The sequence below is a fragment of the Sphingobium sp. B8D3A genome, assembly GCF_025961995.1.
Taxonomy (GTDB): domain Bacteria; phylum Pseudomonadota; class Alphaproteobacteria; order Sphingomonadales; family Sphingomonadaceae; genus Sphingobium.
In genome coordinates this window covers 394,601-412,451 of the sequence record NZ_JAOQOS010000001.1, presented here as the reverse complement: position 1 = coordinate 412,451, position 17,851 = coordinate 394,601, and the positions used below count along the sequence as shown (strand labels likewise).

18 protein-coding genes are annotated in these 17,851 nt (G+C 67.2%); 6 read left to right on the top strand and 12 right to left on the bottom strand.

The window, feature by feature from the left end; translation table 11 throughout:
• Positions 1-25 precede the first annotated feature (25 nt).
• From M2342_RS02010 to obgE, 3 genes are all read right to left on the bottom strand, one after another.
• Positions 26-949, bottom strand: a complete 924-nt coding sequence (locus M2342_RS02010; RefSeq protein WP_264579967.1) for an NAD-dependent epimerase/dehydratase family protein — start codon at positions 947-949, stop codon at positions 26-28.
• Positions 946-2,076: a glutamate 5-kinase gene (gene proB / locus M2342_RS02005; RefSeq protein WP_264577844.1), complete on the bottom strand. Its 1,131-nt coding sequence runs from the start codon at positions 2,074-2,076 to the stop codon at positions 946-948. The genes M2342_RS02010 and proB overlap by 4 nt, the downstream gene beginning before the upstream one ends.
• Positions 2,077-2,344: 268 nt before the next feature.
• Positions 2,345-3,415 carry a GTPase ObgE gene (gene obgE, locus M2342_RS02000; protein WP_181560910.1) on the bottom strand — a complete coding sequence of 357 codons (1,071 nt, stop codon included), beginning with the start codon at positions 3,413-3,415 and terminating at the stop codon, positions 2,345-2,347.
• Between the two features lie 125 nt (positions 3,416-3,540).
• Here obgE and M2342_RS01995 point away from each other — a divergent pair, with 125 nt between their 5' ends.
• Positions 3,541-4,509 (top strand): magnesium and cobalt transport protein CorA, encoded by a 969-nt coding sequence (locus M2342_RS01995; protein WP_264577843.1) that lies wholly within the window; start codon positions 3,541-3,543, stop codon positions 4,507-4,509.
• A gap of 231 nt (positions 4,510-4,740) precedes the next feature.
• Here the strand turns inward: M2342_RS01995 and M2342_RS01990 are convergent, their stop codons facing one another.
• The 3 genes from M2342_RS01990 to rplU all read right to left on the bottom strand — a co-directional run bounded on the left by M2342_RS01990 (position 4,741) and on the right by rplU (position 6,267).
• Entirely contained in the window at positions 4,741-5,313 is a 573-nt protein-coding gene (locus M2342_RS01990; protein ID WP_181560912.1) for a GNAT family N-acetyltransferase, read from the bottom strand.
• A gap of 231 nt (positions 5,314-5,544) precedes the next feature.
• Positions 5,545-5,814, bottom strand: coding sequence for a 50S ribosomal protein L27 (gene rpmA / locus M2342_RS01985; RefSeq protein WP_181560913.1), 270 nt, complete (start codon positions 5,812-5,814; stop codon positions 5,545-5,547).
• A gap of 90 nt (positions 5,815-5,904) precedes the next feature.
• Positions 5,905-6,267, bottom strand: a complete 363-nt coding sequence (gene rplU, locus M2342_RS01980; RefSeq protein WP_181561558.1) for a 50S ribosomal protein L21 — start codon at positions 6,265-6,267, stop codon at positions 5,905-5,907.
• Between the two features lie 227 nt (positions 6,268-6,494).
• Here rplU and M2342_RS01975 point away from each other — a divergent pair, with 227 nt between their 5' ends.
• The gene (locus M2342_RS01975) at positions 6,495-7,019 is read left to right on the top strand and encodes a hypothetical protein (RefSeq protein ID WP_264571530.1); all 525 of its coding nucleotides are present in this window, start codon (positions 6,495-6,497) and stop codon (positions 7,017-7,019) included.
• Here the strand turns inward: M2342_RS01975 and M2342_RS01970 are convergent.
• Genes M2342_RS01970 through hemB form a run of 3 tightly spaced genes read right to left on the bottom strand, consistent with a single transcriptional unit; the run spans position 6,994 to position 9,140 of the window.
• Positions 6,994-7,551 carry a gamma carbonic anhydrase family protein gene (locus tag M2342_RS01970; protein ID WP_264577842.1) on the bottom strand — a complete coding sequence of 186 codons (558 nt, stop codon included), beginning with the start codon at positions 7,549-7,551 and terminating at the stop codon, positions 6,994-6,996. The genes M2342_RS01975 and M2342_RS01970 overlap by 26 nt on opposite strands.
• A complete protein-coding gene (locus M2342_RS01965; protein ID WP_264577841.1) occupies positions 7,548-8,123 on the bottom strand; it encodes a GNAT family N-acetyltransferase in 576 nt (191 codons plus the stop codon). Before M2342_RS01965 ends, M2342_RS01970 begins: the two co-directional genes overlap by 4 nt.
• Before the next feature lie 21 nt (positions 8,124-8,144).
• Positions 8,145-9,140: a porphobilinogen synthase gene (hemB, locus tag M2342_RS01960; protein WP_264579966.1), complete on the bottom strand. Its 996-nt coding sequence runs from the start codon at positions 9,138-9,140 to the stop codon at positions 8,145-8,147.
• Positions 9,141-9,315: 175 nt separating this feature from the next.
• Between hemB and M2342_RS01955 the strand changes: the two genes are divergently transcribed.
• From M2342_RS01955 to M2342_RS01940, 4 genes are all read left to right on the top strand, one after another.
• Entirely contained in the window at positions 9,316-10,680 is a 1,365-nt protein-coding gene (locus M2342_RS01955) for an MFS transporter (protein WP_264577840.1), read from the top strand.
• Positions 10,681-10,728: 48 nt separating this feature from the next.
• Positions 10,729-11,214: a cyclodeaminase/cyclohydrolase family protein gene (locus M2342_RS01950; RefSeq protein ID WP_264577839.1), complete on the top strand. Its 486-nt coding sequence runs from the start codon at positions 10,729-10,731 to the stop codon at positions 11,212-11,214.
• Between the two features lie 41 nt (positions 11,215-11,255).
• Positions 11,256-13,547 carry a DNA topoisomerase IV subunit A gene (gene parC, locus M2342_RS01945; protein ID WP_264571535.1) on the top strand — a complete coding sequence of 764 codons (2,292 nt, stop codon included), beginning with the start codon at positions 11,256-11,258 and terminating at the stop codon, positions 13,545-13,547.
• 205 nt (positions 13,548-13,752) lie between these two features.
• Complete coding sequence (locus M2342_RS01940) at positions 13,753-15,468, top strand: putative bifunctional diguanylate cyclase/phosphodiesterase (RefSeq protein WP_264577838.1); 1,716 nt, start codon at positions 13,753-13,755, stop codon at positions 15,466-15,468.
• Here M2342_RS01940 and M2342_RS01935 read toward each other — a convergent pair.
• Genes M2342_RS01935 through M2342_RS01925 form a run of 3 tightly spaced genes read right to left on the bottom strand, consistent with a single transcriptional unit; the run spans position 15,432 to position 17,811 of the window.
• On the bottom strand, positions 15,432-16,652 hold the full coding sequence (locus M2342_RS01935; protein WP_264577837.1) for a CCA tRNA nucleotidyltransferase: 1,221 nt from the start codon (positions 16,650-16,652) through the stop codon (positions 15,432-15,434). The two genes, M2342_RS01940 and M2342_RS01935, sit on opposite strands and share 37 nt — an antisense overlap.
• The gene (locus M2342_RS01930; RefSeq protein WP_264574110.1) at positions 16,649-17,248 is read right to left on the bottom strand and encodes a CoA pyrophosphatase; all 600 of its coding nucleotides are present in this window, start codon (positions 17,246-17,248) and stop codon (positions 16,649-16,651) included. The genes M2342_RS01935 and M2342_RS01930 overlap by 4 nt, the downstream gene beginning before the upstream one ends.
• Complete coding sequence (locus M2342_RS01925; RefSeq protein ID WP_264577836.1) at positions 17,245-17,811, bottom strand: DUF1285 domain-containing protein; 567 nt, start codon at positions 17,809-17,811, stop codon at positions 17,245-17,247. The genes M2342_RS01930 and M2342_RS01925 overlap by 4 nt, the downstream gene beginning before the upstream one ends.
• Positions 17,812-17,851: the final 40 nt, after the last annotated feature.

The following is a 17,851-nucleotide window of genomic DNA, read 5'->3' as shown; positions in this document are numbered from 1 at the left end:
AAGCGAATAAGGCGGGATTCGGGCATCAGCGCGGCAGCAGGCCCTTGTCGCGATAGGCCTGCGCGGTCATGGCAAGGCCCGCCTCGGTGGCAATGGCCGGGCGCCAGAGATCGGCTGGCGGATGCAATGCTGCCTTAGACACCCAGTCGGCATGGCAGAAATAAGCGGCGCGGTCGGGCGTCAAGCGCGCGTTGTCGCCGCGCAGCAGCCGGTCGATCCGGGCGCCGAGGCGAACCAGGGCGGACGGCATGGAAATGGTCCGCACCGAGGCACGCCCCACGGCGCGGCCAATGGCCCGGGCAAAATCGCCATGGCTCCAGCCCTCGGGCGTACCATCGTCCACTTCATAGACTTTGCCCTGCGTTTCGCCGCCCTGCCGAGCGCCGAGCCGCACCAGCAGATCGGCCAGATCATCGACATGGATGGCTGAGAGGCGCCCACCGGGCGGCAGCAGCACGAAGCCGCGCGTCGCCATCTGGAACAACTCCAGCAGTTCGGCATCACCCGGACCGTAGATCGCGGGCGGGCGGATCATCGTCCAGTCGAGCCCGCTGGCCTGCACATGGCGCTCGGCCTCCGCCTTCGACCATCCGTAATCGGAGAGCCCCGGCTCGCGCGCGGCGAGGCTGGAGACATGCACGAGCCGCACCACGCCCGCACGCTGCATGGCGGCGATGACGGCAGCGGTGCCGGTGGCATTGCCCGCCTCGAACCCGGCACGGGTCGGTGCATTGACTACGCCGGCGATATGGACGACGGCATCCGCGCCGGCGACCAGCGCATCCAGCGCAGCGGCATCATCCAGCGAGCCGGCAATCCAGCTTACGCCCTCACGCGGCGGCTGCGGGCGGCGGGTCAGCGCGCGCACGGCATGGCCGGCGGCCAGCGCCGTCTCCACCGTCGCCTTGCCGACAAAGCCGGTGGCGCCGGTGAGGGCAAGCGTGCTCAGAGCAGCACCATGTAGCTACGGTGGACCATCGCGGCGCGCGGGGTGCCGCCGAGCAGGCCGGCAACCTCGGCGCTGCGCTTGCCGATGATCCGCTCGGCATCCTGGCTGTCATATTGCGCGAGGCCGCGCGCGATCACCGCGCCATCCGGCCCGACGATGTCGATCACGTCGCCGCGCGCATAAACGCCGCTCGTCCCAGTGACACCGGCCGGCAGCAGGCTGCGGCCCTTGCGCAGGGCTTCGCGCGCGCCGGCATCGACGCTGAGCTTGCCCTTGACGGTGAGGCGCCCGGCGAGCCAGCCCTTGCGCCCGCCGCGTTTGGCCGAGGCGCGGAACAATGTGCCGCGTCCGCTGCTCTGCCAATGGCCGAGCGGCGCATCGACGCGGCCGGAGATGATCGCCAGATGCGCACCCGCGCCGGTGGCGATCTGCGCGGCCTGCAGCTTGGAAATCATGCCGCCCGATCCCATGCCCGAGGCGCTGTTGCCATCGCCCATGGCCAGCACGGCGGCGTCGATCTTCTCGACCAGCGGGATCAATGTGGCATCGGGATTGCTGTGCGGGTTCGCCGTGTAGAGCCCGTCGATGTCCGAGAGCAGCACCACCGCATCCGCGCCTGCCGCCTGGCCAATGCGCGCGGCCAGCCGGTCATTATCGCCGAAACGGATTTCCTCGGTGGCGACGCTGTCATTCTCATTGACCACCGGCACCACGCCGAGGCCCGCGAGCCGGTCCAGCGTGGCGGAGGCATTGAGGTAACGGCGGCGATCCTCAAGGTCGCCCAGCGTCACCAGCATCTGCGCGGCGGGAATATCGTGCCCGGCAAGCAGGTCGGCCCAGACCTGGCTGAGCGCGATCTGGCCGACGGCGGCCGCAGCCTGCGCATCCTCCAGCGTCGCCCGCCCCCCCTTGGCGAGGCCCAGACGGCGCGCGCCGAGCGCAATCGCGCCGGAAGACACGACGATGATCTCCTGCCCATCCGCGCGGCGGGCGGCGATCTCGTCGACAAGGCTGGTGAGCCAGTCGCGCCGCACGGAGCCGTCCGGGGCGACGAGCAGCGCCGAGCCGACCTTGATGACAATGCGCCGAACGGCGGCGGGCGGGAAGCCGGTGAGGGCGTCAATCATAATGAGCGGCATCCCCCACGCACTCTCTTCTTATGCTCAGAACAAACGCTCCGTTCGTGTCGAGCGCAGTCGAGACACGCGAGGACAGTGCTAACCGTGTCTCGACTGCGCTCGACACGAACGGCGCGGGGGACAGGGGAAAAGCCCCTCCTCTTCAGAGGAGGGGTTGGGGTGGTGCTGGACAGGGGCGAGCAAGCACTACGCACCCGACACCGGCGCATCACCACCCCCGCCCCCTCCCCTAAAGAGGAGGGGAGCAGAATGGCACTCAAATGGGGGACCATGGCTTGTCCTCCACCTCACCTTCCTGCGCGGCCTTCTCCTCGGCCTCGGCGCGGTGAACCTCGCCCAGCATGGGCAGCACGGCATCGAGCAGCGCCTCCATGCCCTCGCCGGTCGCGCCGGAGATGATGAAGGCCTTGCCCGCGCCGGCCTTCTTCAGGTCCTTGGCGACATCTTCCATCAGCTCCTGCCCAAGCAGATCGCCCTTGTTGAGCGCGAGAAGCTGCGGCTTGTCCTCCAGCCCCTCGCCGTAATTCTCCAGTTCGGTCTGCACGATGCGCCAAGCCTCGACCGGATCGTCCCCGGTCGCGTCGATGAGGTGGATGAGCACCCGGCAGCGCTCGATATGCCCGAGGAACCGGTCGCCAATGCCAGCGCCCTCCGAGGCACCCTCGATCAGCCCCGGAATATCGGCCAGCACGAACTCGCGCCCCTTGTGCAGCACCACGCCGAGCTGCGGCTTGGTCGTCGTGAACGGATAGGCGCCGACCTTGGCCTTGGTGTTGGTCACCTGATTGATGAAGGTCGACTTGCCGGCATTGGGCAGCCCCACCAGCCCCACATCGGCCAGCAGCTTGAGGCGCAGCCACACCCAGCGCTCCTCGCCGGGCCAACCGGTGCCATGCTGACGCGGCGCGCGATTCGTGCTGGTCTTGAAGCTGGCATTGCCGCGGCCGCCATCGCCGCCGCGCAGCAGAACGATGCGCTGGCCGGGCTCGGTAAAGTCGGCCAGCACCTCGCTATAGCCTTCTTCATCCGGCTCGGAGATGACCTGCGTGCCCACCGGCACCTTGATGACGAGATCATCGCCGCCCGCACCGGTGCGGTCGCCACCCTCGCCATGGCCGCCGCGCGGCGCCTTGAAATGCTGGGTGTAGCGGAAGTCGATGAGCGTGTTGAGGCCGGGCACCGCCTCGAAGATGATGTCGCCACCCTTGCCGCCATTGCCGCCATTGGGGCCGCCATATTGAATATATTTCTCGCGCCGGAAGCTGACCGCTCCCGGCCCGCCCGCACCCGAGCGAATGAAAATCTTGGCCTGATCTAGGAAATGCATCGGCCGCCCATAAGGCCTTTGCCCGCAAAGGTGAAGCGCGGCCTCATAAGGTCCGGCCTTCCCATGCTTCCATTTCTCCGGCGAGGCGTTACCTCAGCCGGGTTCGACTGGTGAAAGGCACGCGCGTGACCGTCATAGCAGCACGGCGATATCGCAATGGCAAGGTTGTGGGGGATGTCGACATCCACTGCCCCCGCCATGACCGGCTGCCGGCGGGCGAGTTCGTCTGGATCGGCCTGCATGAGCCGGATGCCGAAGAACTGGCTCAGGTCGGCACCTGTTTCGGCCTGCACCCGCTCGCGCAGGAAGACGCGCGCAAGGGCAAACAATTGCCCAAGCTGGAGCTGTACGGAGACCAGCTCTTCCTGATCCTGCGCACGGCGCATCTGGAAGGCGATCTCATTGGCTATGGGGAGACCTCGGTCTTTCTCGGCGCGGACTTCATCGTCACCGTGCGCCACGGTTCGGCGCGGGCGCATTCGGATCTGCGCGCCCGGCTGGAGAGCGCGCCCGCCGCCTTGGCCCACGGCCCGGATTATGTGCTGCACGCGATCATGGACTTCATCGTCGACGGCTATTTCCCGGTCGTCGATGCGCTGGAGGAACAGGTGCTGGCGATGGAAGCCGCCGCCGGCGAGGCCTTCCTCGACTCAGACCAGATCCGCCAGATCTTCGCGACCCGCCGGGAGATCGTCCGCTTCCAGCGCATCCTCGGGGTGATGAGCGATGTTGCCGGGCGCATGGTCAATCATGTCCAGCCGAACATCGATGAGAACATGCTGCCCTATTTCCGCGACGTGCTGGATCATGTCCGGCGGGTCGAATATCGCGTCGCGGGGCTGCGCGACTATCTGACCTCCGTCGCGGAAACGAGCAGCCTGCTCGAACAGCGCCGGCAGGGCGACATCACGCGGATGCTGGCGGCGTGGGCCGCGATTCTGGCCGTGCCCACTGCCATTGCCGGCATCTACGGCATGAACTTCAGCAACATGCCCGAATTGCAGTGGCGCTACGGCTATTTCATCGTGCTGGGCGGCATCGCGATCATCTGCGCACTCCTATATCGGCGCTTCCGCAAGCTGGGCTGGCTGTGATCGGCCCGTGGCCGCACTCGGGATGAGCACGGTCACGGACCGCCAAACCCATCGCCGTCGCGCGACCAGCCGGCCGATCGATATTCAGAAGATGACGTGGCGGAGTCGAAGACGACCGGAGGGCAAAATGGTGGATTTCTGCGCCCCGGACGCAGCGTACTTCTAGTACGTGAGCACCGGAAGCGCGGGAAGCCGCCATTTGCAGGCCGTCAGGACTGAATGTCGATTGGCCTAGGCCGCGACGGGCTCGCGATCCGCATAAATTTCCACCGCCACGTCCTCGCGCATGTCGCCTTCGCCGCCCTCTTCGTAGAATTGGCAGAGATCGGCGCGATTGCGGCCACGGCTGTGGCGCGGCTCGGGGCGGCCCGCCGGACGGAAGCCGAGCTTGCGCAACACCCGGCCGGACGCCGGATTGTCGGTGAAATGGCTGGCGCGAATGTTGCGCACGCCCGTCGCGCGGGCGATCTGCATCACGGCCGAAGCCGCTTCGGTCGCGAAACCCAGGCCCCAGTAAGGGCGCGCGATCCAGTAGCCCAACTCCAGCGCGCCATCGTCCTGCGTATGGATGCCGCAGGAGCCGATAAGACGCGGTACTCCCTGGGTGCGCTTCATCACCAGAAACTTGGGCTGCAGCGGATCGTGATCGCCGGCGAGGAAATCGACCGCATCGTCCAGCGTATAGGGCCAGGGCGCGCGGGCAAGATTCCGCACGATCGCTTCATCCGCGATGGCGGCATAGAGCGCCTGCGCATCTTCCGGCCAGCCGGGCCGCAGCAGCAAACGGGGGGTACGTGCAAACATGGTCTTGTCTCCGGTTCCGGGGCGCTCTGCCGCAGACAGATGACGCCTGTGAGACAGCCTTGCGAACGCTGCGAGCAACCGTGCTCCTGACGCGCCGAGGTCTATCGAGGGTCCAGGGAGAACAAGAAAAAAGGGAGGAGGGGCGATCCCTTCTCCCTTGGTTTCAGATGAACCGGCATCGGCTCACCAAGGGATCGTCCCGCTGGACGATCCCTGTCATGAATCGTCCGATTATTCGGCGGCTTCCGCCATCACGTCCACGGACACAAATTTGCGACCGAGCTTGCCGTCGTGGAACACCACGCGACCTTCGGTGAGCGCAAACAGGGTGTGGTCCTTGCCGATGCCGACATTGCGGCCCGGGTAGAACTTCGTGCCGCGCTGACGGACGAGAATATTGCCGCCGAGCACGCTCTGGCCGCCGAACTTCTTCACGCCAAGGCGCTTCGATTCTGAATCGCGACCGTTGCGCGATGAACCGCCAGCTTTTTTATGTGCCATGGTCTAAACTCCTCGAAACTTTCAGAGCATTTTCAGCAAAAGTGGAAACCGGTTTTGCGTCCGAAAATGCTCAATCAACCAAATTCAGGCTCAGGCTTCGGCGGCTGCCGGAGCGGCGTCGGCCTTCTTGGCGGCCGCCTTCTTCTTCGGCGCTTCGCCGCCGATCGCTACGATCTTGAGGATCGTGTGCTGCTGGCGATGGCCGTTGCGACGACGGTAATTGTGCCGGCGACGCTTCTTGAAGACGATCACCTTCTCGCCCTTGGCCTGGGCAATGATCTCAGCCGAGACCGTGAGGCCCTTGCTGTCCTTGATTTCCGAGCCGTCACCCGCGAGCAGGACATCGTCCAGCGTGACGGTTTCGCCGGCTTCACCAGCGATCTTCTCGACGACGATCTTGTCTCCGGCGGCGACGCGATATTGCTTGCCGCCCGTACGCACGACAGCGAACATGGGCTTAACTTCCATCAATCAAATGCTTGGCGCGAACGGCATGGCACAGCCATTTGGAGCTGTCCGCGCGGGAATGTGGCCCCTTAGTGAGGGTCGCCGGACCTGTCAACGGAAAGACTCGGATTTTCGCCGCGCAACCTCACGCGCCGCGCCGTCAAACCTGCAACGGGCACCGCCTGCGCGCCATGGTTGAAGCGCTTCTCCCGCCACCCTAAATGAAAGGCATCATGCTGCGCCGACTCACCGCCTTTTTCGCCCTGATGATTCTGGGCTCCGCCGTCAACGCGCAGGCCGACCCGCGCGCCTTCCCGTCGCTCGCTAAGCGTCCGGTGGAAAGCCGCGATCGCACGGTGCCGCCGGCCCCGGCGATCAAGCCCGCCGCGACGGACCCGGCGCTCGCCACGCAGGTGGATCGCTTCACCCGCGATGCGGGCAGCGCCGACACGGCCTTTCAGAGCCTGCTCGCCGGCAGTCGCGCCAGCGTGGCAGCAGGGGCAGGCGCAGCGCCGAACAGCGAATCCTGGGTGACCGCCCAGACGGCGATCAGCGCGCTCGACAGTGCCCGTTATGAAAGCGTCGCCGCGCTCGCCGCGCTCGACACGCTGTTTGTCGAGCGGCAGGATGCCGAGGATGCCGCCCGCGTCGCCGCAGACCTTGCCGTCATCGATCCGGCCCGCCTGCGCGTGCTGGCAATGGTCGACGCGCAGAATGATGCGCTGGATGCCCTCAGGCGCCAGCTTCCGCAGCCTTGAGCGCGGCGGTGTGCACCGCCGCCTCCTCGACATAGGCCTCCACGCCGCGGCGCATCCCGTGCAGGTCGGCCTCGCCCAGATCGCGCATATATTTGGCCGGTCGCCCGCTCCACAGCTGACCTGAGGGCATGCGCTTGCCGGGCGTGAGCATCGCGCCTGCCGCGAGCATCGCATCCCCCTCGACCACGCAGCCGTCCATCACGATGGCCCCCATGCCGACGAAAGCGCGGTTCTCCAGCGTGCAGCCATGGATGATTGCCATATGCCCGATCAGCACATCGTCCCCGATGATCGCCGGATGCCCGCCATCACCGAAATCGCTCTCGACATGGACGGTGCTGCCATCCTGAATGTTCGAACGCGCGCCCACGCGAATGGCGTTGATGTCCGCCCGCAGCACGCAATTGTACCACACGCTGGCCTGCGGGCCGATCTCGACGTCGCCGATGATGACGCAGCCCGGCGCCACGAAGGCGGTCTCGTGAATCTTCGGTGTCTTGCCGTTGAAGGGAAGAATAAGAGGCCTGGTCATGACTTGTCCTCGCTCAGCGCCGTCCAGTCCGCGCGCCGCATCTCATAGATGATCGTGGGATTGTCGGCCGCCGGATAACGGCTGTCGACATAGTCCAGATCGGCACGACGCCGCATGCCGAGTTTCTCCATCAGGCCCCAGGAGGGCGGATTGCTGAGCGAGGTCTGCGCGAAAACGGCCGGCAAATCCCACGGCCCGAACGCCCGCGCCAACATCGCCCGCGCAGCCTCCTGCGCATAGCCGTTGCGCCAGCAATCGTGCCGGATGATCCAGCCGATCTCCCACTGCCCGGCCAGCTCGTCGGGTGCTTCCGGCGAATCGATGACGCCAAGCCCGCAATCGCCCAGCAGCAGCCCATCGGACTTGCGCTCGATCATCGCCAGCGAGATGCCCTTGGCTTCCCAATCGGCGGCAATCCGCGCGAAATTGTCCGCTATGGCCTCCGCCGGTCTGGGGCCGCCCAGATAGGCCCGCACTTCCGGCGTGTTCATATGGGCAAGCCAGACCGCCTGATCGCCCGGCCGCTCGGTCCGCAGGATCAGCCGCTCGGTTTCAGCGATCATTCTGGCCATGGCGTTCCCTCACTGGCCCGCTCAGCCGCCCAGCAGCCGGGCGGCATGCAGCGCATGATAGGTCAGCACGCCCGTACAGCCGGCGCGCTTGAAGCTCATCAGCGTTTCCATCACCAGCGCGTCGCGCTCGCCCGCGCCGACGGTCGCGGCAGCCTCGATCATCGCATATTCGCCGCTCACCTGATAGGCGAAGACCGGGATGTTGAAGGCATCCTTCACCCGCGCGACGATATCGAGATAGGGCAGGCCGGGCTTCACCATCACGCTGTCCGCGCCCTCGGCAATGTCCATCGCCACTTCGCGCAGCGCCTCGGCGCCATTGGCCGGGTCCATCTGGTAGCTCTTCTTGTCGCCCTTGAGCCGCCCGCCCGAGCCGACCGCATCGCGGAACGGGCCGTAGAAGGCGCTCGCATATTTGGCGGCATAGGCCATGATCTGCACATTGGCGTGACCATCGGCCTCGAGCGCTTCGCGAATCGCGCCGATGCGCCCGTCCATCATGTCGCTCGGCGCGATGATGTCCGCCCCGGCGGCGGCCTGATTGAGCGCCTGGCCGATCAGCATCTCCACCGTAGCGTCGTTCACGACATAGCCGGCTTCATCGAGCAGGCCGTCCTGGCCGTGCGCGGTATAGGGGTCGAGCGCCACGTCGGTCAGCAGGCCGATCTGCGGCACGGCATCCTTGATCGCGCGGATCGCCTCGCACATCAGATTATCCGGGTTGAGCGCCTCCGTGCCATCGTCACTGCGCAAATCATGCGGGGTATTGGGGAACAGGGCGAGGCACGGAATGCCCGCCGCTGCCGCCTCCCGCGCGCGCGCGACGGCGAGATCGACCGACCAGCGCGAGACGCCCGGCAGCGAGCCGACCGGCTCCTCGACCCCACGCCCCGCCGTGATGAACAGCGGCCAGATGAAATCGGCCGGCGTCAGGCGATGCTCGGCATGAAGGCGCCGGCTCCAAGCGGCAGCGCGGGTGCGGCGAAGGCGAAGCTCGGGATAGGCAGCGTGCGTCATGCCGGCGGGATAGGCCTCTCGCGCGCCCCGATCAATGGCTGCGGCGCCGCCCGCCCCTGAGAGACGGTGGGGCGCGCCCATCCACGTTCATTCCTTCGACAAATGATATTCAATCCGTTACGCCGTCGCAAACGGCCGATATCCGGCCAACAACATATCCGAGGGAGAGGCAGGCATGGCATCCACCGCCGCCACCACATTCAGCGCCGCGCTGGCCAGCAGGCCCGTGCGCAGGTTTCAGTGGATCACGGTCGGCATCTGCCTGCTCATCCTCGTCAGCGATGGCATCGACATGCAGCTGCTCGGCATCGTCGCGCCCCTGGTGATCGCCGATTTCGGCGTGGATCGCGGCACATTCGGCATTGCGATGAGCGCGGCGCTGATCGGCTTCGGTCTCGGCGGCTGGCTGGGCGGGATGCTGGGCGACAGGATCGGTCGGCGCTACGCCCTCGCCTTCGCCGCGATCATCTTCGGCCTCGGCACCATCGCGGCGGGCCAGGCCGGCAGTGTGACCAGCATGGCCCTGTGGCGGCTGGTGAGCGGCATCGGCTTTGGCGCGGCCTATTCCAACGCGCTGACCATGGCCAGCGAGTGGCTGCCGGACCGGCTGCGGCCGATTACGGTCAGCTCGCTCTCGGTCGGCACCCCGATTGGCGGCGCCGTGGTCGGCTGGGTCGCCCCGGCCCTGTCGGATCTTTATAGCTGGCGCTGGACCTTCATGGTCTTCGGCATCGCGACGCTTTTCCTCATCGTGCTGATTATCGCCGTGCTGCGCGACAGCCCCTCCTTCCTCATCGCGCGCGGCCGCAAGGCGGAGGCGCAGGCCGTTGCCCGCCGCGTGCTGGATGAAGACATCGACCTCATGCCGGAGCGCCATCGCGCGGATGATGGCGCCGGCGTTGCCATCGGTGTGCTCCATCGCAGCAACCTGCGGATGAACATCGGCGTCTGCACCTCCTTCACCGCCTGCGCCCTCGTCGCCTATGGCATCCTCAACTGGTCCACCACATTCCTGACCGCCGCCGGCTTCACCCTGCCCCAGGCGGGCAATGCCGTCTCGGTGGCGGGCATCACCTCCATGGTCGCGGCGATTGCCGCCGGTTTCCTCAGCCGGCGGCTGGGCACCCGCACGGTGATGAGCGGCATCAGCATCGCGCTGTTCCTCTGCATCGTCACGCTCGGCTTTTTCGTCGAGACGCTCTCCCCGGTGCCGACCGAGACCGAGCGGCTGATCGTGGTCAGCCTGATCGGCGCCTCGGCGGCGGCGTTCAGCGGCGGCATCGCGACCATGTATGTCATCATGACCCATGGCTATCCGCCCTCCTGCCGCTCGTCGGGAATCGGCTTCGGCATCTTCATGAGCCGGGTCGGCGCGGTGTCGGCCAGCGCGTTCGGCGGCGCGCTGCTGGAGCTGGGCAATGGCAGCGTCATTCCCTTCTTCGCGGTGCTGGCAGTCGGCGCCATTCTCGTCTCGGCAGCCTCCTTCATCGTCGACCAGCATATGCCGCCCGCCGGGCGCCCGGTCCCGCTGCCCGCCTGAGCGGATCAAGACCCGGGAACCTAATCTGCGCAGGTCCGCTTAAGGCGCATGCTGGCGCGCGCACCATTTGAGGATGTTCTGGAGGAGATCGCCTCGGGCGACCTCTCGTCCGGCTCCGGCACGGCTGCAGCCTGTGCGCTGGCGATGGCCATTGCCTGCCTGCGCAAGGCGATCGCGGTGAGCCTCCACCATCCCCCTGTCGACCCTGCCTTGCACGATTCGGCGGCGCGCCTTTGCGCCCTGCAGGATCGCGCGCTCGCCGCCGCCAAGGCGGACGCCGTCGGCTTTCCGCGCCTCGTCCGCGCCCGCCCGGAGGGTGAGAAAGCCCAGGCCGCGGACGATCTGGTGGCGCTGGCCGACCGCTTCACCTGGCTCTGCGCGCAACTCATGGCTGAAGCCGAGCGGCTGGCGCCACTGCTGCGCGCCAACATGGCCAATGACATCCTCGCCGCTCGCCGACTGGCCGACGCCGCCTCCGCGATCATGGAGGCCAATGGCTCGGAGAACGCAGGCGACGCAACCGAAGGCGCATAGCTCCCCTACCCAAGCGCCGCTGCGCTTGCTAATCGCGCGGCATGACAGATTTTCGCGATCCGCTGGACAGCATCAAGGACCACCCCTTCGATTCCGCACTGTCCGAGCGATATCTGGTCTATGCGCTCTCCACGATCACCGCGCGCTCGCTACCTGATCTGCGCGACGGGCTGAAGCCGGTGCATCGCCGCCTGCTGTGGGCAATGCGCCTCTTGCGGCTCGAACCGAGCGGGCCGGCGCCGGATATTCTCGTCGCCAATCCCGAGCGGAACACCACCAGCTACAAGAAATGCGCCCGCGTCGTGGGCGACGTCATCGGCAAATATCACCCGCATGGCGACGCCTCGGTCTATGATGCGATGGTCCGGCTGGCGCAGGACTTCTCCCTGCGCACCCCGTTGGTCGACGGGCAGGGCAATTTCGGCAATATCGATGGCGATAACGCCGCCGCCATGCGCTACACCGAGGCGCGGCTGACGCAGGCCGCTGCCGATCTGATGGCCGGCCTCGACCATGGCACCGTCGATTTCCGCCCAACCTATAATGGCGAGGAGGAAGAGCCCGAGGTCTTCCCCGGCCTGTTCCCCAATCTGCTCGCCAATGGCGCCAGCGGCATCGCGGTGGGCATGGCGACCAGCATTCCGCCGCACAACGTCGCCGAGGTGATCGATGCGGCCACCCTGCTGATCGACCAGCCGGAAGCCGATCACGCCCAGCTCATGCAGTATATGAGAGGGCCGGATTTCCCGACCGGCGGCGTGCTCGTCGATCCGCCCTCGGTGATCTCGGACGCTTATGCGACCGGCCGGGGCAGCATGCGCCTGCGCGCCCGCTGGCACCGCGAGGATGAAGGGCGCGGCACCTGGATCGCGGTGATCGACGAGATTCCCTATGGCGTCGCCAAGGGCAAGCTGATCGAGCAGATCGCCCAGCTCATCGCCGACAAGAAGCTGCCGATCCTCGCCGACGTGCGCGACGAGTCGGACGAGGTTCTGCGCATCGTGCTGGAGCCCCGCGCCCGCACGGTGGATCAGGACGTGCTGATGGACAGCCTGTTCCGCCTCACCGATCTGGAGAGCCGCTTCCCGCTCAACATGAACGTGCTGGATGCCAGCCACACGCCCCGCGTGATGGGCCTGCGCGATCTGCTGACCGAATGGCTCAAGCACCAGATCGAGGTGCTGGTCCGCCGCGCCCGGCACCGCATCGAGCAGATCGACAACCGGCTGGAGCTGCTCGACGGCTATATCATCGCCTATCTCAACCTCGACCGGGTGATCGAGATCATCCGTAGCGAGGATGAGCCCAAGCCGGTGATGATGGCGGAGTTCCAGCTGACCGACCGGCAGGCCGAGGCGATCCTCAACATGCGGCTGCGCTCGCTGCGCAAGCTGGAGGAAATGGAGCTGCGGCGCGAGCGCGACGACCTCGCCGCCGAACGCGAAGATCTGCACAAGCTCGTCGAATCGCCCGCCCGCCAGCGCACCCGCCTCAAGCGCGACCTTGCCGATCTGCGCAAGCGCTACACGCCGGAAAAGGGCATTGGCGCCCGGCGCACGGGGCTGGAGCAGGCCGGGCCGGCGCGCGAGATTCCGCTCGAGGCGATGATCGAGCGCGAGCCGATCACCGTCATCATGTCCCAGCGCGGGTGGATTCGCGCGATGAAGGGCCATGCCGATCTCACCGCCACCGATGCGCTCAAGTTCAAGGAAGGCGACGGCCCGGCCTATGCCTTCCACGCGCAGACCACCGACAAGCTGCTGCTCGCCGGATCGGACGGGCGCTTTTACACGCTGGGCGCGGACAAGCTGCCGGGCGGGCGCGGGTTTGGCGAGCCGGTGCGGCTGATGATCGACCTGGCCAATGAGACCGACATCGTCGCGCTGCTGCCAGCGAAAGCCGACGGCAAGCTGCTGCTCGCCGCCAGCGACGGGCGCGGCTTCATCGCCGCGATGAGCGAGATCATCGCCGAGACCCGCAAGGGCCGGCAGGTGGTGAACCTCAAGGCCGGCGCGCAGCTCAAGGTGGTGCGGCCGGTCGCGCCGGGAGCCGATTCGGTCGCTGTCATCGGCGAGAATCGCAAGCTGGTCATCTTCTCGCTCGCCGAACTGCCGGAAATGGCGCGCGGACAGGGCGTCACCCTGCAGCGCTACAAGGATGGCGGCCTCTCCGACGCGATGACGCTTACGCTTGCGCAGGGCCTCTCCTGGACGATGGGCGGGGACAGCGGCCGGACTCGCACCGAAACCGACCTGCTCTCCTGGCGCGCGGCCCGCGGCGCTGCCGGGCGAATGCCGCCCAACGGCTTCCCCCGCGACAACCGATTCGACTGACCCGTCAGCGCACAAATCCTCCTTTTCCCGTCACGGGACGAGGGGGACTGTTGCAGCATCAACAAAAATAGGGGCTTGCGCCAGACTTTCAGCCTTAATTTACCATGGGCCGTTAACCCGGCGATCCATGACGGCAAGCGCAAAACGCGAGACGGAGCATGTAGAGGCAGCGGCACGCCCGCGCCCTGCGCCCTTTGACGCCTCCATGACAGCGCCCTTGCCGGCGGTCGACGACCTGCGCGGCTATACCGCCTTCCTCAAGGCGCTGCCCTACCCGGCCGCACTGTTGACCCAATCCCCATCAGGCCTGCACGTTCTGGTCGGCAATGCGGAGTTTTTCAGCTTCGTCGAGGATCAGGCCGCCAACGAATTGCTCGACTGCGAGGACAGCCAACGCAGGCAGCGCAACTGGCGGCACCGCGCGCAGGCGATGTTCGATTCGCAGCGCCGCTCCGACCGCTTCGAGCTGGAATTTCATGACCGGCTCGGGCTGCGCGCCTACAGCTGCTCGCTGACCTGGGTGGAGGAAGACGATGCGCAGCCCGCCCGGCTGGTGCTCTTCACCGCCACGGACCGCACCAGCGAGCGCAATGCGGAAAGCACATTGCGCAAGGAGCTGATGACGGACAGCCTGACCTCGCTGCCCAACCGCATCGGCTTTGTGGAGCAGATCGAAGGCCTCGCCGAGAATGGCCGCCCGGCCGCCAGCAAGGCGACCTATGCGATCATCGGCTTCGATCTCGTGCGGTTCAGCCGCATCAATGAATCGCTGGGCGCCATGGCGGGCGACGAGCTGATCATCACCGTCGCGCGGCGCGTCAAATCCGTGCTGCGCGCGGGCGACGTGCTGGCCCGAATCGGCGGCAACGAGTTCGCCATCTTCGCCCATGTCGGCCACGGCCTCTCCGAAGTGCTGCAGATTGCCGAGCGCGTGCGCAAGGCGTTCGAGACGCCGATCCGCCTCTCCACCTATCTCATCAACGTCGAGGTCGCGCTGGGCTGCGCGCTGGCGCAGGAAGACAGCGACGATATCGAGCGGCTGCTCCGGCAGGCGCAGGCGGCGGTGAAGCGCGCCAAGAAGTCCGGCGCGCTGGAAGTCTACCGGGCCAATGTGCTCCGCGAGGCGCTCAAGCGCTTCACGCTGGAGAACCGCCTGCGCGAGGCGATCGACAATGGCGAGCTGACCATGGTGTTCCAGCCGCTCATCAACCTGCAGACCGGCGCGGTGAAGGGCTTCGAGGCGCTCACCCGCTGGGAAGATTCGGTGCTGGGGCAGGTCTCCCCCAATGAGTTCATTCCGGTCGCCGAGGAATCGGGGCTGATCGTGCCGCTGGGGCGCTGGGCAATGTGCGAGTGCGTGCAGACCCTTGCGGATTGGGACAGCCGCTTCGGCGAAACCCTGCCGATCACGATGAACGTCAACCTCTCACCGGTGCAGATGGTGCGCGACAATGTGCCCCGCGCGGTGGAAGAAGCGCTGCGCTATGCCGGCATTGCCGGCAACCGCCTGATCATCGAGCTGACCGAAAGCGCGCTCATCGCCGACCCGGACAAGACCCGGCAATTGCTGGGGGCGCTGCAGGCGATGGACGTGACGGTGGCCATGGACGATTTCGGCACCGGCTTTTCCAACCTCGCCAGCCTCCAGTCGCTCCCCATCGATGTGCTCAAGATCGACCGCAGCTTCGTGACGGACATGATCGGCGATGCCGACAAGATCGCCATCGTGCGCGCCATCGTCAGCCTTGCAGGCGCGCTCGGTATGGAAACCACGGCGGAGGGCATCGAGACCCCGGACATGGCCGATGCCCTGCGCAAGCTCGGCTGCCATTTCGGCCAGGGCTATCACTTCGCGCGCCCCCTGCCGCCGCAGGAGGCCTTCCACTACTGGCTGGAGCGCAGCGCCGCCCCGACCATCTGACGCGCCATCTCGCGCGTCTCATCCGGCGCGGGAAAGCCCCGGTCGATCCACGCTCTCTCCAGCGCCTGAAGCGTCCGCGCCACCAGCGGACCTGCCGTCAGCCCCATCGCAATCAGATCGCCTCCCGAAAGCGGCAGGCGCGGCGCCTGCCAGCCGATCAGCGCGGGCGCGCAGTCGGGCGAAAAGGCCCGGCCCAGCAGCAGCTGATCGATCGCGCTGTCCTCGCCCAGCGCATAGGCCAGTGCCTGCGGGGTGGTCGCCGAGGCCGGCGTAGCCGCCGCGCGCAAGCGCTGCCGCGCCTTGTTGGAGAGTCGCAGCCGCGCGCCGACCTGATCGGCCAGCGCGCCATCGGACGGCAGCAGCGCCGCCAGACGGCGCAAGCCGGCCGGCGCAATGCCCGTCGCCTGCTCGGCGGCGATAAGCGCGCGCAAGGCGGCCACGCCGTGGGCATCGATCTCCGGCAGCACGGACGCCAGCACCCCGTCGCCCACCATCGCCGCGATCACGTCCGCCGGGTCGGGCAGACCGAGCAGCTTGAGCATCTCGTCCGCGACGCGCTCGCGAGAGAGCGCCATGAGGCTGGTCGCGTGCGCCACGCAGGCGCGATAATCCGGCGTGTCACGATCCAGCGTGCCGAACCGGGCCGTAAAGCGGAAGTAGCGCAGGATGCGCAGATGATCCTCGGCGATTCGCTGATTGGGATCACCGATGAAGCGCACGCGGCGAGCCAGCAGATCGGCGCGCCCGTCGAAATAATCGGACAAGGCGCCACTGGCGGGATCGGCATAAAGCGCGTTCATCGTGAAGTCGCGGCGGGCCGCGTCATCTCGCCAATCCGTGCCGAAGGCGACCGTGGCCCGGCGCCCGTCGGTGGAAACATCCCGGCGCAATGTGGTGATCTCAATCGGGCGATGATCGAGAATGGCAGTGATCGTGCCATGCGCAATGCCGGTCGGCACGGCGCGCAGGCCAGCGGCCTTCACCCGGCGGACCACCTCCTCCGGCAGATGGACGGTCGCGATGTCGATATCCTTGACCGCGATGCCCAGCAGCGCGTCCCGCACCGCGCCGCCGACGAAGCGGGCTTCGCCTTGGTCTGCGCCCAGCGCCTCGCAGAGCGCCAGCAGGCCCGGCCAGGCCCGCCATTCGGCATCGGGGAGCCGCTCGGGGAGGGGCGCGCTCATGCGGCCGCCTCGATGCGCCGGGCGAGGTTGACCAGCATCGCTGCCGTCACGCCCCAGATGCGGTGCTCCTGCCACAGAAACTCGTAATAGCTGCGGGTGCCGCCTTCCCAATCCACGGTGCGCAACGCCCGGTTGGTGGGATCGAGCAGAAAATCGAGCGGCACCTCGAAGATGGCGTCAACCTCCGCCTCGGAAGGCCGCAACGCCAGATCGGGCGGGACGATGCCGACAATCGGCTCGATCTCGAACCCCGTGCCGGTGCGGAAGCGATCCGATCGGCCCATCACCTCCACCGCCTCGGGCGGCAGCGCGATTTCCTCATGCGCCTCGCGCAGCGCCGCCTCCACCGCGTCGCGATCACCCGGGTCCAGCCGGCCACCGGGAAAGGCGACCTGCCCGGCATGGGCGCGCAGCCCCGCGTGGCGCAGGGTGAAGATCATGCCCGGATCGGGACGGTCCGTGACCGCGATCAGCACCGCTGCCGGCGTGAACGGCCCCTCCGGCTCGGGCCGGTTGCGATACAGGAAGAAATCATGCGTATGCGCCGAGTCGAATTCCGGCCGCAGCGAGGCGGTCAGCCGGTCCCGCCAGCTCATGCCGTCGTCTCCAGCGCGTGAAAGATGCCGCCGCTCCACAGGCCCAGAGGATCGTGCCCCTCCGCAATGGCAAGATCGGCCAGCGCATAATAGACCGGGCGGATCAGCCGGGCCCGCAGCCCTGCCTCCAGCCCGAGCGCAGGACGCGGCCCGGCCGCATTCTCTTCCATCCCCAGCGGATGGGCGCCGTCAGCCGTGATCCACTGCCCGGTCGCCCCGATGCGGAACCGCAGCGTGCGCGCCTCCCCTTCCCCCTCGCTCGCCATTTCCACCGCGAACAAAGGCGCGTCCTCGACCTCGATGTCGAGCATCTCGACCGGCGTCACCAGCACATGCCGCCCGTCCGGCTCGCGCCGCAGCAGGCGCGCGAACAGGCTCACCAGTTCGGGGCGGCGGATCTCGCGCTCCTCATGAAACCAGCGGCCTTGCGCATCGATTCGCATCGCGCTGTGCCCGCAGCGCGTGGGCGACCAGTCCATGACCGGATAGGGCCGCGCCGGATCGGCATCCTGCGGGACGCCGGCAATCGGCAGATCGGAACCGGGATCGAGAGGCGCAACCATGCGCTGCAGATAGGCAAGGCCAGCCGGCTTGGCAAAGGGC

Excerpts from the sequence above, each read along its gene's own strand:
- proB (WP_264577844.1), bottom strand. The coding sequence starts at position 2,076 with ATGATTGACGCCCTCACCGGCTTCCCGCCCGCCGCCGTTCGGCGCATT.
- obgE (WP_181560910.1), bottom strand. The coding sequence starts at position 3,415 with ATGCATTTCCTAGATCAGGCCAAGATTTTCATTCGCTCGGGTGCGGGC.
- M2342_RS01990 (WP_181560912.1), bottom strand. The coding sequence starts at position 5,313 with ATGTTTGCACGTACCCCCCGTTTGCTGCTGCGGCCCGGCTGGCCGGAA.
- rpmA (WP_181560913.1), bottom strand. The coding sequence starts at position 5,814 with ATGGCACATAAAAAAGCTGGCGGTTCATCGCGCAACGGTCGCGATTCA.
- rplU (WP_181561558.1), bottom strand. The coding sequence starts at position 6,267 with ATGTTCGCTGTCGTGCGTACGGGCGGCAAGCAATATCGCGTCGCCGCC.
- M2342_RS01975 (WP_264571530.1), top strand. The coding sequence starts at position 6,495 with ATGCTGCGCCGACTCACCGCCTTTTTCGCCCTGATGATTCTGGGCTCC.
- M2342_RS01970 (WP_264577842.1), bottom strand. The coding sequence starts at position 7,551 with ATGACCAGGCCTCTTATTCTTCCCTTCAACGGCAAGACACCGAAGATT.
- M2342_RS01965 (WP_264577841.1), bottom strand. The coding sequence starts at position 8,123 with ATGGCCAGAATGATCGCTGAAACCGAGCGGCTGATCCTGCGGACCGAG.
- hemB (WP_264579966.1), bottom strand. The coding sequence starts at position 9,140 with ATGACGCACGCTGCCTATCCCGAGCTTCGCCTTCGCCGCACCCGCGCT.
- M2342_RS01955 (WP_264577840.1), top strand. The coding sequence starts at position 9,316 with ATGGCATCCACCGCCGCCACCACATTCAGCGCCGCGCTGGCCAGCAGG.
- M2342_RS01950 (WP_264577839.1), top strand. The coding sequence starts at position 10,729 with ATGCTGGCGCGCGCACCATTTGAGGATGTTCTGGAGGAGATCGCCTCG.
- parC (WP_264571535.1), top strand. The coding sequence starts at position 11,256 with ATGACAGATTTTCGCGATCCGCTGGACAGCATCAAGGACCACCCCTTC.
- M2342_RS01940 (WP_264577838.1), top strand. The coding sequence starts at position 13,753 with ATGACAGCGCCCTTGCCGGCGGTCGACGACCTGCGCGGCTATACCGCC.
- M2342_RS01935 (WP_264577837.1), bottom strand. The coding sequence starts at position 16,652 with ATGAGCGCGCCCCTCCCCGAGCGGCTCCCCGATGCCGAATGGCGGGCC.
- M2342_RS01930 (WP_264574110.1), bottom strand. The coding sequence starts at position 17,248 with ATGAGCTGGCGGGACCGGCTGACCGCCTCGCTGCGGCCGGAATTCGAC.
- M2342_RS01925 (WP_264577836.1), bottom strand. The coding sequence starts at position 17,811 with ATGGTTGCGCCTCTCGATCCCGGTTCCGATCTGCCGATTGCCGGCGTC.